This is a genomic window from Terriglobia bacterium (assembly GCA_020072815.1).
Classification (GTDB): Bacteria; Acidobacteriota; Terriglobia; order Terriglobales; family Acidobacteriaceae; genus Angelobacter.
Genome location: JAIQGE010000001.1, coordinates 824,918 through 839,205, shown reverse-complemented (window position 1 = coordinate 839,205; position 14,288 = coordinate 824,918). Strand labels below are relative to the sequence as shown.

The 14,288-nt window shown below is 59.6% G+C and carries 12 protein-coding genes; 2 read left to right on the top strand and 10 right to left on the bottom strand.

Features of this window, described 5'->3' with window-relative positions:
• Positions 1-87: 87 nt before the first annotated feature.
• From LAO20_03555 to LAO20_03525, 7 genes are all read right to left on the bottom strand, one after another.
• Positions 88-993: a LysR family transcriptional regulator gene (locus tag LAO20_03555; protein ID MBZ5530485.1), complete on the bottom strand. Its 906-nt coding sequence runs from the start codon at positions 991-993 to the stop codon at positions 88-90.
• A gap of 56 nt (positions 994-1,049) precedes the next feature.
• Positions 1,050-1,349 carry a hypothetical protein gene (locus LAO20_03550; GenBank protein MBZ5530484.1) on the bottom strand — a complete coding sequence of 100 codons (300 nt, stop codon included), beginning with the start codon at positions 1,347-1,349 and terminating at the stop codon, positions 1,050-1,052.
• Between the two features lie 78 nt (positions 1,350-1,427).
• Positions 1,428-2,519: an acyl-CoA/acyl-ACP dehydrogenase gene (locus LAO20_03545; GenBank protein MBZ5530483.1), complete on the bottom strand. Its 1,092-nt coding sequence runs from the start codon at positions 2,517-2,519 to the stop codon at positions 1,428-1,430.
• Between the two features lie 222 nt (positions 2,520-2,741).
• A complete protein-coding gene (locus tag LAO20_03540; protein MBZ5530482.1) occupies positions 2,742-3,929 on the bottom strand; it encodes an acyl-CoA dehydrogenase family protein in 1,188 nt (395 codons plus the stop codon).
• Between the two features lie 180 nt (positions 3,930-4,109).
• Positions 4,110-4,283 carry a hypothetical protein gene (locus tag LAO20_03535; protein MBZ5530481.1) on the bottom strand — a complete coding sequence of 58 codons (174 nt, stop codon included), beginning with the start codon at positions 4,281-4,283 and terminating at the stop codon, positions 4,110-4,112.
• A gap of 18 nt (positions 4,284-4,301) precedes the next feature.
• Positions 4,302-4,520: a hypothetical protein gene (locus LAO20_03530; GenBank protein ID MBZ5530480.1), complete on the bottom strand. Its 219-nt coding sequence runs from the start codon at positions 4,518-4,520 to the stop codon at positions 4,302-4,304.
• The gene (locus tag LAO20_03525) at positions 4,517-4,789 is read right to left on the bottom strand and encodes a hypothetical protein (GenBank protein ID MBZ5530479.1); all 273 of its coding nucleotides are present in this window, start codon (positions 4,787-4,789) and stop codon (positions 4,517-4,519) included. The genes LAO20_03530 and LAO20_03525 overlap by 4 nt, the downstream gene beginning before the upstream one ends.
• A gap of 225 nt (positions 4,790-5,014) precedes the next feature.
• On the opposite strand from LAO20_03525, the gene LAO20_03520 reads away from it, so the two are divergent.
• The gene (locus LAO20_03520; GenBank protein MBZ5530478.1) at positions 5,015-5,980 is read left to right on the top strand and encodes an isoaspartyl peptidase/L-asparaginase; all 966 of its coding nucleotides are present in this window, start codon (positions 5,015-5,017) and stop codon (positions 5,978-5,980) included.
• 323 nt (positions 5,981-6,303) lie between these two features.
• Here the strand turns inward: LAO20_03520 and LAO20_03515 are convergent, their stop codons facing one another.
• From LAO20_03515 to LAO20_03505, 3 genes are all read right to left on the bottom strand, one after another.
• Entirely contained in the window at positions 6,304-9,273 is a 2,970-nt protein-coding gene (locus LAO20_03515; GenBank protein ID MBZ5530477.1) for a hypothetical protein, read from the bottom strand.
• A 240-nt stretch (positions 9,274-9,513) separates the two neighbouring features.
• Positions 9,514-10,404, bottom strand: coding sequence for a M48 family metalloprotease (locus LAO20_03510; protein MBZ5530476.1), 891 nt, complete (start codon positions 10,402-10,404; stop codon positions 9,514-9,516).
• Positions 10,401-13,643, bottom strand: coding sequence for a DUF2339 domain-containing protein (locus LAO20_03505; protein MBZ5530475.1), 3,243 nt, complete (start codon positions 13,641-13,643; stop codon positions 10,401-10,403). The genes LAO20_03510 and LAO20_03505 overlap by 4 nt, the downstream gene beginning before the upstream one ends.
• On the opposite strand from LAO20_03505, the gene LAO20_03500 reads away from it, so the two are divergent.
• Positions 13,636-14,073: a hypothetical protein gene (locus LAO20_03500; GenBank protein ID MBZ5530474.1), complete on the top strand. Its 438-nt coding sequence runs from the start codon at positions 13,636-13,638 to the stop codon at positions 14,071-14,073. The two genes, LAO20_03505 and LAO20_03500, sit on opposite strands and share 8 nt — an antisense overlap.
• Positions 14,074-14,288: the final 215 nt, after the last annotated feature.

Sequence of the window (14,288 nt, the reverse complement as noted above, 5' to 3'; positions counted from 1 at the left end):
AAATTGATAGTTTTGATGTTCAGTATTCGATTTTCTGTGAGTGTATATGCAGCGCGCGGGCCACGCTGACTTGACGCACGGAAGCGCTCAGTCACTCGCGGGATGCAGCCGGGCGGAAAGTTCCTTGCGCGCCAGCTCAAGAAATGACGACGCCACCAGCGGCAGGCTGCGGTCTTTGCGGTAGATCAATCCCAATTGCCGCCACAGCTCCAGGCCTTCCACTTCCAGCAGCCGCACCTCGCCGCGCCGGACGTTCTCGCCGGCAAACGCCGCGCAGATCAGGGACACGCCAAAGCCATCGCGCACGAAGCGCTTGATCATCACCACGCTGGTCAGCTCCATGGTGATGTTCAGGTTTTCGCGATACGGGCGCAGGTTCTTCTCCATCATCTTGCGGATGGACCCGGTCTTGGGCACGATGAGCGGCTGCTGCGCAAGCTCTTCCAGAGTCACGGAGCGTCGGTGAAACAGCGGGCTGCCCGGCCCCGCCATGAGAAAGATGCGGTCGCGAAACACCGGAACGGTCTTCAACTGCGGCGACTTCACCGGCATGCTCACCACGCCCAGGTCCACCGCGCCCTGCTCCACTTTCTCGCTCACCTTGTGGCTGAAGCTGCGGTACACGCTGATCTTTACCTGGGGAAATTTCTTGTGGTATTTGGCCAGCACGCTGGGCAGCACGTAAAGAAATGTGCCTTCATTGGCGCCCAGCGACAACGTCCCCGAGGGCACGCCGCGATGATCGGCCGTGGCGTGCAGAGACTTGCCGTGCAATTCCAGCATCTGCCGCGCGTACTCCAGCACCACCTCTCCCGCCGGCGTCAGGCGGACTTGCTTGGCGCTGCGGTCAAACAGTTTCTGCCCGTATTCCTGCTCCAGTTGCCGAATCTGCGTGCTCACCGCCGGTTGCGAACGCAGGACTTTCTCCGCGGCGCGGGAAAAACTTCCCAACCGCGCAACTTCCATGAACGTTCGTAGCTGGTCGAAATCCATAAGCGTTCAATCATATACAGCTACTGCATTATCTCTCGGCTCGGATTATTGCTTCTTTATCGTGCCAGATGCGACAGCGTCTTTCCGATGATGATGCCCAGACAGAACGCTACGCCCCAGCCTCCGCGGCGGAATTTTGCGCGGAACAACAAGAAGATCAGCAAAGAGACCAATATCAGGTTCCATGGCAATTGAAAAATATACAGCCCGATCCGTTCGTAGGCGCGAATCCAATTGTTGGTATTTGGCGCATTCAGGTCCGGGCCGTAGTGGGGCAAGAATGAAACCACCAAGCCGGCCACAGCCGCCATCACCGAGACTATTATGTCTCGACGTGAAACTTCCTCTAGCTTCACCACAATTCTCCCCAATCGAGCTTTCCGATAGATATGGCTATGCCGGCTTTAAGGAGTTTCTGCATCGGACCCTTTGTCTCACGCGGACTTATCAATCACCATTCTCGCGATCCGCTCGCGATGAAACGCCGCGTCGCCCAGCATGGTCTCCGAAGCTTTGGCGCGCCGATAATAAAGATGGATATCGTTCTCCCAGGTAAAGCCCATGCCGCCGTGGACCTGGATCCCGCGATTGCCCACCGTCCGGCTGGCGTCGCTCGAATACATCTTGGCAATGGACACAGCAACCGCAGCGTCCGGCGCATTCTCGCTCAGCGCCCAGGCTGCGTAATATGCGGACGAGCGGGAGCTCTCGGTTTCCAGATACATCTCCGCGCACATGTGCTGCACCGCTTGAAAGCTCCCGATGGGTTTGCCAAACTGCTTGCGCGTCTTGGCGTAGCCAACCGCCGCCTCCATCACGCGCTGCATCCCTCCGGTGAGCTCCGCCGCCAGCGCTGCCGTCGCCGTAGCCAGCGGTTTGGCCAGATCAGCCGGCTGGGCGCTACCCAGCGGCTCGGCGGGCGTGCTCGAAAACGTCACGGAATAAATCTTGCGCGTGAAGTCCATGCCTTTCATGGGCTCAATCTTGACACCTGGCGCTTTGCCGTCAACCAGGAAGACTCCGTTGCGCGCCGCCACGATGATGAAGTCGGCCACCGCCGCGTCGGTGACGAACAGTTTGGTTCCGGTGAGCTTGCCATTCGTCGCTGCGAGCTGGACGTCGTTTGGATCCCAGCTGGCGATGTCTTCCAGCAGAGCCAGCGTGGCCTTCGCCTGGCCGCCGCATATCCGCGAAAGATATTTCTTCTTCTGCTCCGCGGAGCCCAATGCGTTCAGGACAGTCCCGGCCAGCGCGACGGTAGAGAAGAACGGCCCGGGAAGTAGCGCGTAACCAGCTTCTTCCATGAACAGGGCCAGTTCCACCTGGCTCAGTCCCATGCCACCGAACTCTTCCGGAAAGATGATGCCGGTGAAACCCTGGCCCGTCATCTTGGCCCAAAGTTCTTCGTGGTGGCCCGTGGCGGTCTCCATGAGCCGGCGGACTTCCGCCATGGGCAGCTCGCCGCCAAAGAAACGGCGAGCGGTGTGTTTCAGGATTTCCTGGCTTTCACTGAGTCCAAACTGCATGGTTCTCTCCTAGAAAAAGAAACGGCTCAACCACGAAGGACACGAAGGAGCACAAAGGGACGAAAGGGCGATTGTAAGCACGATGCACGGATCCCCTTGTTCCTGTCCCTATCTTTGATTGACTTAGTATGCACATTGAAATTCCTTCGTGTTCCTTCGTGTCCTTTGTGGTTAAGGCCTTCTGCTTTGGCTAATTGCCAATTGCTAATTGCCAATTGCTTCCTAATAGCTTTTCGGCAACCCCAGCACAAAATGCCCGATAATATTGCGCTGAATTTCTGACGTGCCCGCCTCAATCGTGTTGCCGCGCGAACGCAGGTAGCCGTAGGCCCATGAGCCGTTGTCAATCGCGTGCTCGTCGCCGGATTCCAGTTGTCCGTAAGGGCCGAGCAGCTCTTGCGCCACTTGCTGGAAGCGCTGGTTCAACTCGCTCCAGAAGATTTTCTGGATGGACCCTTCCGGCCCCGGCACGCCCGTCGCGTTGATGCGACTGAAGGCGCGCATCTGGTTCCAGCGCATAATTTCGATTTCCGCGTAGCACTGCGCCAGCTTCTGCCGGATGACAGCATCTTCCGCCGCCGGACGCCCGTTGCGCTGCCGGGTGTGCGCCAGTTCGATCAGACGCTCCATGTTGCGGCGATACATCACCTGAATGCCCGCGCCCAGCGTGCCGCGCTCATGCATCAGCGTGCCCATGGCCACTTCCCAGCCTTCGTTCACCTTGCCCACAACGTTTTCCACGGGCACGCGAACGTCAAGGAAGAAAATTTCGTTAAATTCGGTTTCGCCGGTCATCTGGCGCAGCGGACGCACGTCCACGCCCGCGGACTTCATGTCCACCAGCAGCACGGTCATGCCTTTGTGCTTGGCGGCCGAGGGATCGGTGCGCACCACAACCTCGCACCAGTGCGCGGCCCAGCCGTAACTGTTCCAGACCTTCTGCCCATTCACCACGTAGTGATCGCCCTGCAGCTCCGCTTGGCAGCGCACGTTGGCCAGATCAGAGCCGGCGTCGGGCTCGGAGAATCCCTGGCACCAGATTTCTTCCGCGCTCAGGATTTTTGCCAGGAAGCGCTTCTTGTGGGCCTCCGTGCCGAAAGCGATCAGCGTGGGTCCAACCAGTCCCACGCCCAGGACGTTGGCCAGCGGCGGCGCTCCGGCCGCGGCCAGCTCCTGCCAGAAGATGACTTGTTCCATCAGCGTGGCGCCGCGTCCGCCATATTCCTTGGGCCAGGAAACTCCGGCCCATCCGGCTTCATACATCTTGCGCTGCCAGCTCTTGAGGAAGTCAAAGCGGGCTTCCATGGATTGTTCGCCGCGCGCGTCCCAGCCTTTGGGGACGTTGGCGGAGAGCCATGCGCGCAGCTCGGTTTGGAATATGAGTTCGGAAGGGCTGAGGTTCAGGTCCATGGGGGACTCCTGTTTTTGCAACGACGATAAGTTTACACGCGGCGGGGAGCAGTCAGCACGCAGCAGTCAGCAGTCAGCATTCAGCATTCAGCCTTGAGCCGGACATTTAGGCGCTGGAGCGCATTCAAGAAAAAGCCCCGGCATCTCTGCCGGGGCACAAAGTCAGCTTGTCGCGAAGACTTACTGTGGTTTTCCGCTCGCATCCAGAATGCGGATCTCGCCCAGGTTCAACTCGCGAACACCGGCTTCAATCTTGGCGCGGTCGCCCACCACCACCACTACCCATACCAAACTGTCAAATTCGGCCTCCCGGCTGAGGGGGTGCCGCAGCCGGGAAGCAAGAAGTAACGGCAACGCTGGAATATCGCTCCGCTACTTCAACTTTAGCTGTTTTTTCACCAGCTTGATCAGGTCGCCGGTCTTGCCCTTGTGATGGAATGCCTCGGCGTCTTTGATCTCGAGTTCGTGCATCTTCTGTCCTGGTCCGGCGACGATGCGGGTGACCGGTCCGCGCGGATCAGGCGGCTCCTGCGGCGGAATCCATGTGCCTACCAGCTTGCCTTTCTGACTGATTACGGTGACTTTGCTCATAGCGGATCCTGTATGTTCAAGTTGTATCGCACTGGCCGAGGGCTTGGGTTTTGGATAGTCACCAGGTAGGCCAAGCCGTTATTGCTGGCCAGCACGGCCTGGTCGGTCACCACGAGTTGGACGACGCCCAGGATATCGTCACTGATGTTGGGTGCCTGGATCACAATCCTGCGGTCCAAACCGAAGCCGCTGCCAAACGACGTGCTCCAGGTCGCGGTCGTACCGGGCTGTTGGGTAAAAAAGCCACCTACCGACACAAAAAGGGCCATGTAGCTAATTCCTTCCTCGCAAAGTTTCCATCTTGCAGCTGCATCTTTGCAGCAAAGAAGTAGTGCTTGCGCCGGGCTGAGCGTTTCCATGAAAAAACATGCCAGCGAAAGGTCCAGCTCGGCCGATCACAAACCCGAGGGATTCAGCGGCGCCTCGGATCGCCAAGCGGCTCCATCCCCTTCTGATAAACTTTCCTGTTTGAGTCCCTGCGAGGTAACTCTCAATTGAGACAGCTTCCTGTACTGGTCGTCCACGGCGGCGCGTGGGCCATTCCTGACGATATGGTGGACGCGCACCTGCTCGGCGTGCGCCGCGCCCTCGACGCCGGCTGGCGCGTGCTGGAACAAGGCGGCCGCGCGCTGGACGCCGTGCAAGCCGCCATCGTCCATATGGAAGACGACGAAACTTTTGACGCCGGACGCGGCAGCTTCCTCACCCGCGATGGCCGCGTACAGATGGACGCCCTCATGATGGACGGCGCAACGCTGCGCGCCGGTGGCGTTGGCTGCGTGGAGCGCATTCGCAACCCCATCGCCGCCGCCCGACTGGTGCTGGACGAAAGCCCGCACGTTTACTTCGTCACCGATGGCGCGGAGCGCTTTGCCCAGGAACACGGCATGCAGCTCTGCCGCAATGAAGAGCTGGTGGTCCCGCGCGAAGTCGCGCGCCTGAAAGAAGCGCAAGCCAAAGCCGCGGCCGGACAGCCGGATACTACATTCGCCGGCAGCCCTGATCCCGCGAGTTTGAATGCCGGAAGTCTTTCCGCTGGCCGGTCTGACGACGGCCACGACACCGTGGGCGCCGTAGCGCTCGACGCGGACGGCAACATCGCTGCCGGAACTTCCACCGGAGGCACCGTGAACAAGGCTCCGGGCCGCGTGGGCGACTCCAGCCTGATCGGCTGCGGCTGCTACGCCGACAACCAGAGCGCGGCCGTCTCCTGCACCGGCTGGGGTGAACCCATCATGAAACTGGTGCTGGCCAAGTGGGCCGCGGACCGCGTGCAGGGCGGCGGCGCGCCCGACGCCGTCTCCCAGGAAGCCATGTTTCACCTGCAGCGCCGCCTCAACGGACACGGCGGCATCATCCTGCTGGACCAGCGCGGCCGCTTCGGCATCGCCCACAACACTCCGCGCATGGCCTGGGCGTATAGGAGCACGGAGCGGGAGAAATCGGGGATGGAGTGCTAGGGAAGAGATTGCCAAAATTACCAAGTTGATAATCGCTCACGGGCCACTGACGCCATCGGCAACAAAGGTTTACGTCCCCGATCTTCGTGTTGCCGCCATTCACGTCCCCCTCGTCTTTCGGCACGGAAGATCAAAACAGCGAGGCGCGAAATAACTTGTACCTCGCAAGAGCACAACACCTGAAGCGCGTCTCACGCCACGGTTTTGCCGGGAATGGGTCCCCTACAAGCAAGAAGCAGGATCTGTAGACACGCATGTGAGGACCAGAAGCGCCGCCTTCTGACCGAGCAGCGCTCCTAGTCCAGGGATACGATGCTACCAGTCTAGCGATACCATAGCGCCTTGGCCGGACTCGTCGAGTTGTCATAGATCACCAGGCTGCCATCCGCTTGCATCAGCAGCTCGAAGCGCCCGTTTGAGGAGACAAAACATGAGCCCGTCCCCAAGACGCCCGTCCATCCCGTGCCAGAGCCAACATCGCAAGCAGGATGAGTAAAGGTCCCTGAAACCGGAGCTTGGACGGTGTTGCTGGCCCACACTGGTTTATAGAGGATGAGGCGGCCATCATCTTCCATATGGAGCCAGTTGGCAAAGGTATTGGCTGTATTGTTTGTCCAAAGAGGAGTACCGGCCGGCCCTAGGACCCAGAACCCTCCTAACGTATCCAAGGTCGCATAGGCGCCGGGATTGCCTATGGTGTTGGAAGCCCAGGTAATCTGAGCCAGTTGCCGGTCATACATCACCAAGTTCCCATCGTTCGCCTGCATCACGGCGAAGGTCAATCCGCTGGCCGATTCCAGACACGAACCCGCCGCCAGAATCTGCGACGTAAACAGCGAGCTGCCGATGCTGCACGGATCCTGGGCGATCTTGGCGACGGAGGGAGCACGATATGTTCCGGCCTGCCAAACTTCCTGATAGAGCACAAGGTTCCCGTCGTCTTGCATTCTAATGACCACAGCGGAGGTGCCTGCGGTGCCGGTTGACCATAGCGCCGTGCTATTCGGGCCGTAAACCACGAAGTTCCCGTCCGTCTGCAAGGTTGCGTAGGGCTGCACCGGCACGGCGCATGGGCCGCTCTGGGTGTTGGGAAGATTGCTAAGCTGTACCGAGAACTGGTTCCAATTGTTGAAAACGCAATTCCCGCTGGGGACCGGGCCGTTGCTGAATCTGCTGTTGATCTGGTTGTACTCAAATACGCTCCCCGCATTACCGCTCCCGCCAAAAGCAAGGCCTTTTAGGCCGGATGGGGCGCCGGCGGTAAGGATGTTATTGTTGATAACGGTCGCGCCTACCACCTTTCCGTTGAGCAGGATCCCGTTCTCATTGTTCTGCCCGATCGAGATCGTGTTGTATTGAATCCGGAAATAGTCGTAAATGCCGCCACCTCCCACCACGATCCCGTTCTTCGCCGGATTCAAGATCTGGTTGAATTCCACGATCACGCCGCGATTGGTCAGGCTGTCAGTAAGAAATCCGGAATCATTGTTGAAAGCGAAATTGTCATGGAACCAGACTCCGGGCATCTGCCAGCCTCCATAGCCTTGACATTGCCCATAAGTGTTCGCTAGACCGCTCCAGCCGTTGGCAATGTTAAAAGCAACCTCTGCATTGGCGTTAAAAACCACGAATCCGGTGCACGCCCCGGGCGGAGGTGACATGTTCCCCAGCGATACATACTTGATCTGGTTGTTCGAACTGGCTACCGGCGACGTATTGTTGACGGAGCCAATCGCAACAGGAAACGCTTCAAATTGAATGTTGAGCGATCCCACCTGGCCGGCATAGTTGGTAACGTTGACGTTGTGTATGTTGTTTCCGCCTGCGTCGGAGCGTAAGTTGATGGCCAGAAGGTTGATGGGAATGAAGCCCCCAAAGCTTGGATAGTTATCATCAATGTTCAGATCGGATATTTCAACGCCGCCGGCGTTGTCGTCGTGTGTGCCGATGACGATCCCCAAACCGGTCCCTTGGGGGAACCCCCAGCCCGGCGGATTCGCCAGATACATGGAAAGCTGCAAAGTCGTGGCCCACATTCCTTTGCCATGGATGTGCCAGTTCTTGTTCACCGTAAATCCCGCCGGATAACCATGTTGAGGATCATCCGGATTGCCCTTGGTATGCCCCGAATTGAGGCCATAATTGATCAAATGGTCGTAGATGCCCAGGGTGGGAAAAGTGCCTGAGTCTAGGCAAACCACCAGATTGTATGGACCGTACGGCTGCCCGCCACCGTTCTCCAGGTTGGCGACGCTTCCCGTCTGCTCCGAAATGTGACGTAAGGTGATATCAAGGATTGAAGCATCGAAAGGATCGCCCATCGTCCCAGTCCCCAAGCCGCTCTGGAGCTGTTGCTGGGTCCGATGAGTAAAGGCAATACGCGAGTATCCGCTGGGTACAGGAACCAGGGTGTAATTGATCTGCAGTGGCGATTCAGCATCGCCAGCGTTAAAGGTGTAAACGCCGCCGGCAACCGCATACTGTCCCCTGGCGGGAGAGGATGCCACGCGAGCAAGCTGCGCCGGGAAGCCGGCAGGTGGATTCACGTAAAGCACGCTGCCATCCGCAACGAACGCCGCACCGGAGTGGGCCACGGTAATACCGGGCAACGCCGGAGGCGGCGGTGCAACGGGCACCGTGGCGTATTCCGTGGTGTGACCGTCACCACACTCAGTAGGCGCAGGGAGGGCCCCAAAACCGTGCCGTCCGAAGCCTTTACCGCGGCGCAACCAATGCAGCGTCGCGTCCCAGTAGTCCGTCCACCCATATCCTCCGGCAACGTCCGGGTAGTTGCCAATGTAATCCTGAACGGCAAAATCAGCGCTGCCTCTCCGGCCCTCAACCGGCAGCCCCTGAATAAGGAAGTGGTCAGCCGCCGCAAGGTAGTTCGTGCCATATGCGGCCGCTAGATCAGAGTTATGACTCAGATAATACTTTACGTCAAATTCCAGGCTGCCCCTTCTTCCTTCCACCGGCAAACCTGTCGAGATGAAGTGCTGCAGTGCCGCCGAATATCCGCTGGCGCCATAGGCGGCAAGGAGGTCAGGATTGTGCTGGAGGTAGTACACAGGATCGAAAATAATGCTGGCCCGCCTGCCTTCCAGTGGCAAGCCCCAATTCGTCCAATGGTTTGTCGCGCCTGTAGTGTTGGCGGCCCCGTAAGCGTTCATAAGATCAGGGTAGGTTCCTTCATAGACATAGACGTTGAATATCTCAGGCTGTGTCTGCGCAGATAAAGCTGTCGTAAGAACGAGTATCGCAGTGAACGTAGCTAGCAAGGTTGTATGTTTCATGAATTTGTCTCTCCTGGTTCTGTTATAAGACTATAGTATAGCTATAAGCACTAGCCCTACCGTAAAGCTTGTGGTTAATAACTCTAATCATAATAGGTGTCTTGGTAGCTACCCACTGTGACCCACCACATAGGTTTCTATGGATTGGAGTGAGCGGCATCGGCGTGAAGCCAATTTAGTAAAATACGGGTGAACAATCGTAGTATTGGTTCCGTAATCCGGGGAGGATCAGGGGCGTTCTCACGGCTTCTGCCTGATCGGCCTCTCCCTCAGCGCCGGCCAACCGTTTGCCGCCATGATCCGCTTGATTTGGGCTTCGCGTTCTTCCGGCAGCGGGTGCGAACGGAAGTAGCCCAGAATGCCTTCAATCGCCACCTGGGACATTTCTTCATCCGGCGTGCTGGCCTTGAGGACGTACGTCTTGTGCAGCTTGCTGAACTCCTGGAACATGTGCACCGCGCCCTGCGCCGAGTAGCCGGCCGTCACCGCCAGTCCGGCGCCGTCGCGGTCAGCTTCCAGTTCCTGTTCTTTGCTGTAACCGGCCACAAAGAGTTCGATAGGCAGCGCCACCAGCCCGCCCAGAGGAATATTGCGGAGGCGGGCTTCAATCTGCACGCGCTCCGCGCAGTGGTAGTTGTCCACGTGCTCCACTTCGTGCCCCAGGACGGAGGCCAGCTCGTCTTCCGACTCCATCAGGTGGATGAGTCCCGAGCCGATGAACACATGCCCGCCGGGCAGCGCGAAAGCATTGACGAAGCCTGCGTTGGGAATGTAGTGGAACTTGTAAGGCAGCTTGCGCCGGGCATGCGCGGCGACGGCGCGGCCCACGTCGCTCACGTATTGCTGCATTCGCTCGTTGGCTGCGTTCTGTCCGTCTTTGTCCTTGGCGTCGTGCGGGGCGCCGAAGCGGCCCAGATAGCCTGCGGCCATGTCGTCGCCAATGCGGATCTCCTCGGCGTCAGAGAGCCGCGTGAGTTTGGCCGGGACGCGGCTCAAGTCGCGCTGCGTTTCCGCCAAAGCGTTGAGCACCGCTTCCGGACCTACGCGGGCTTCCGTCTTATGGCGATGGCTGTAATAAAGCACGCCGCCGCAAATCGCCAGCAGCGCCGCCAGGCCGATGAGTCGCTTCATAAGTAGTCCTTCAGCGCCTCGCGGTTTTTGCCGTAGAGGAATGTGACCACGAACAGAATCGCGCCCACGCCGATCCAGCTCAGCGGCCGCCGCACATCGTGGAAGTTCCACGTATCCCAGGGAATTTTCACCACGCAGAAGAGAACCAGGCTCAGTCCCGCCAGGCGGAAGCTGCGTTCCTTTACCCACAGCGCAAGGCTGAACGCCAGTACGCCTTCCGCAGCCCACGCCAGCGTGACAGCGCCTCCGGACATCTTCAGGTACAACAGCGCCGCCGTCAGCACCAGCGTGACAAAGAACACCGGCTGTTCCGGACGGCTCACCAACACGGCCCACCATCCGCCCCCGGATTTCTGCGTCTTCTGTTGGTTGCGAATCAGGAACGCCAGCGGCAGGCACGCCGCCAGCAAGGCCAGCGTCCATATGGAGTAGCTCAAGCTGGAGTACACCGGGTCTTTCAACCAATAGAAGTTCCGCATGGAGAGCCGGAACGCCGTAATACCCAGCATGATGAGCGCCTGGTAGAGAAAGATCTGATGGCGTATTTGCCACGCCACAGCCAGCAGGGCCACAAACAGCGCCGCTAGGCCGACAACCACGGCGTCAGCGGGTGCGGCGAACCAGAAAATGGCGGCCACCGTGGCTGTGCCGAGACAGGCCAGTAGGTATTCCACCATGCTGGTGACGCGCGCAGTTGCGGGCCGTCCAGTTTGCGTGCCGTGATTGATCGCGTACAGGCGTGAGTAAATCCAGAAATAAATTGCCGTCAGCGGCAAAATGGTAAGCACGCGCGGGTCCACCAGTACCTTGAAGAAGTCTGCAGCGACCGGAGTGTTCAGGTTCACAAAGAAGATGCGGACAAAGCTGCTTACCAGGGCCACGTAGCCCTGCGCGCGCCAGCTTCCCGGCGATCCCCAGTTGTGGATGCCGGCCATCTCCAGCAGTCCGGGCAGCTCGAACAGCAACAAGCCGAAGACGCCCCACGCCAACGCAACGTTGACCGCATCCAACTGCGCCCATAGTAGCCAGCTCACCAGCAGTGACGCGGCCCACGAATAGGCATAGCTGATGCGCTCGGACTCCGGCATGTCGGCAATGTTGGTGATCCACGTAAGCACGTACAGCAACGTGCCGGTAATGGCCACGCTGATCAGTTGCACGCCGGTAGCGCGATAGGACGGGGTGAAGCTGCCCCACAGCGTCCATCCCGTGGCCAGCAGTGCCAGCATGCGCGTCTGCCACAGCAGTGGACGGTCTTTCCACCACCGTCCGGCCAGCGCCAGCAGGGTCGCCAGGCTGATCCAGGCCACGGGCACCCACGGCGCTGGAGTTTCGTCGTACGCCAGCAGCGTGAGCAGCAAGGTGCCGATCACCGTGTAAACCGGACGAATAGCTTTGACCGGCGCCCATTTCGCTAGCAGGTAGATGCCCGCCGCGGCCAGACTCACGGAGATCAGTCGGAAGCTGATGTGCCGGGAGGTGACGGTGTTCGTCAGATAAAAATTGACGATCAGCGCGCGGACGCAAGACGCCAGCACCAGCGCAAATGCCTGCCACTTGAGATCGTTGCGATGGAAAAATTCTGCCGCCGCGCAAAGCGCCAGCCCCAGGCATATCCAGAAAACGATGACCGTCCACACCGGCGCCTGGAAATAAATCAGCACGGCCAGCAAGATCGTTGCGCCCCAGGTATAGACAGACGCGAAAAACTTGCCGCCGACGGTTTCCGACAAGCGCACAAAGCGCGAACTCAGGTACAACAGTCCGGCCACCGCGCTGAACATCCATACGCGCTGCGGAAGGCCAAGCCACGTGGCTTTCAGCGGCTCGCCCACAATGATGACTTGCACGAAAGCGACGGCGGAAATCCAGTGCGCCTGATAGGTGAGTTCGGCGATGGAGAACCGCTTGCCCAGCCAGCTCAGCGCCAGGACCATCAGCGCCAGCACCGTGGCTGCTGCGTTGTTGGCGACGCAGGCAAAAATCGCGCACACGCCGAACACGCTGGCAACGAACGACAGCACGCGCAGAGCAAGTTGTTCCGGTTCGTCTGCAAAAAGCTCGCGCCAGCGCCGCGTCAGCACGTGGGAGTTGGCGTACAACACCAGGGCCAGCGCACCCAGCACCCAGGCCAGGTGTGGGTCGTAGTGCGGCCCGCCGTCAACCAGCCTCGCTGACCAGGGCGCAATTCGCACCGGCAGCGCGTAGAGCGCAATCAGGAACGAAATGATCACGCCAAAGGCGCGGAAGAGGCGTTCGCGGGTGAAGATTCCCGACAACAGAAAGGCTTCCGCGCCGGCCAGCCACAACATCTCCAGCGCGTCGCCGGACCACTTGAATGGCAGCGCAGCCACCATCAGCGCGGCGCCCAGGCTGGAAAGGACCTTGAACGGCGCTTCCCGCCGGCGCGACACCGGCAGCTGGCCCAGCGTGAATTCAATCGCGCCCATGGTCAGCAGCGCCCACCAAGCCCACTCAGGATGCAGTGACTGGTACTTCATCACGGCCAGGAACAGCACCGGGTTCAACAGCGCGGACGCCGTGGAAATGGCTTCCTGTTCGCGGCTGGGAATCTTGCGCCACACGTACGACGCGCGGAACACCACCCAGTAGCCGACCACCAATGCAATGCTGGCTTCGTGATGTGGAAACGCGAATCGCACCGGCGGGAACCCCAAAAGCTTGTAGAGCCAATAGCCATGGCTCAAGTAGCTGGCCAGAATGCCGCACAGTTCCAACTGGTACCACTGGTACCGGTGAACAACCACCAGCAGGCCGGCCACCAGGATGGCGCCGGCGATCAAGTGCGATGGATCGGGCGAGGCCGAGCCCACCGACGCCACCACAGACGCGAAGCCCAGCAGAAACGCGCATCCGGTGACCAATTGCGACTTGTATTTCAGAGTGTGCCACACCATGGCCGTGGCCACGGCAATCATCAAGAACAAATCAATGACTTCAGAATGTTCGGACTTGAGGACGCGGATGGACGACACGTGTCCAATGCTGTAGGTCAGCAAGAAGATCGCGGCCCAGCCGCCGCCGACCAGACATCTTCCCATCAACTTGTAGGCGTCTTTCCTCTCCAGGAAGATTCCCAGAGCAAGCAGGCCGATACTCCCGGCATAGAGCATGAGCACTTGCATCCACAGGGCCAGGTGGCTCCAGCCCAGTTGCAGCAGCCAGCCCAGGCCAACCACGACAAGAACAACCGCCACCTTCGGCGCCCAAATGCTCACTAGTTTTTCCAATGAAACTTTCGGCTTTGGAGGCTTGACCGCGGCAAATCTTGGCGGCGCAACGGGAACACTTGGCGCTCGCGGCGGCGCACTCATGCTCGGCGATTGCGGCGCGCGCTCGGCTGCGCTGGCGGCGATAGGCGGCACAGTTGATGACGGACGCGGCGTAACAGGCGCCGGCGGCTTTGGCGGCGCGACGGGCGCGGGCGTTGTCACAGGTGGCGCGATTGACGCCGGACTAACCGGTCTTGGCGCGGCCGCGACTTCTGGCCGTGCCGCCGGCGGCATCAGCGGTGGCGGCGGTGCTGCAGCAGGTTTTTCCGGCGCCGGTTTCTCCAGTACGCTTGCTGGCTGCGGAGTCGGGGCAGCAACCGCGGGCTTCTCCGCAGGCCTTGTGGCTGCGCGCCTGGCTTGTTCTTCCAGGGAATAAAGCCTTGCTGCCAGATCTGCAATTTGCTCGCTGAGGGCTTCTTTGTCGCGGCGGCGGCGCCTGTTCACTACGAATACGTAAACCCCTAAAGCCAAGGTAACCAGAAAGAAGAAAGTCGCAAAGTCTTCCATGCATTCTCCAGTTCGGCAAAGCTAGTTTTTAAGGGGGGGTTAATGTTGCGCTGATTGTAGAACGCCGGTCAGGCAATGTCTTGC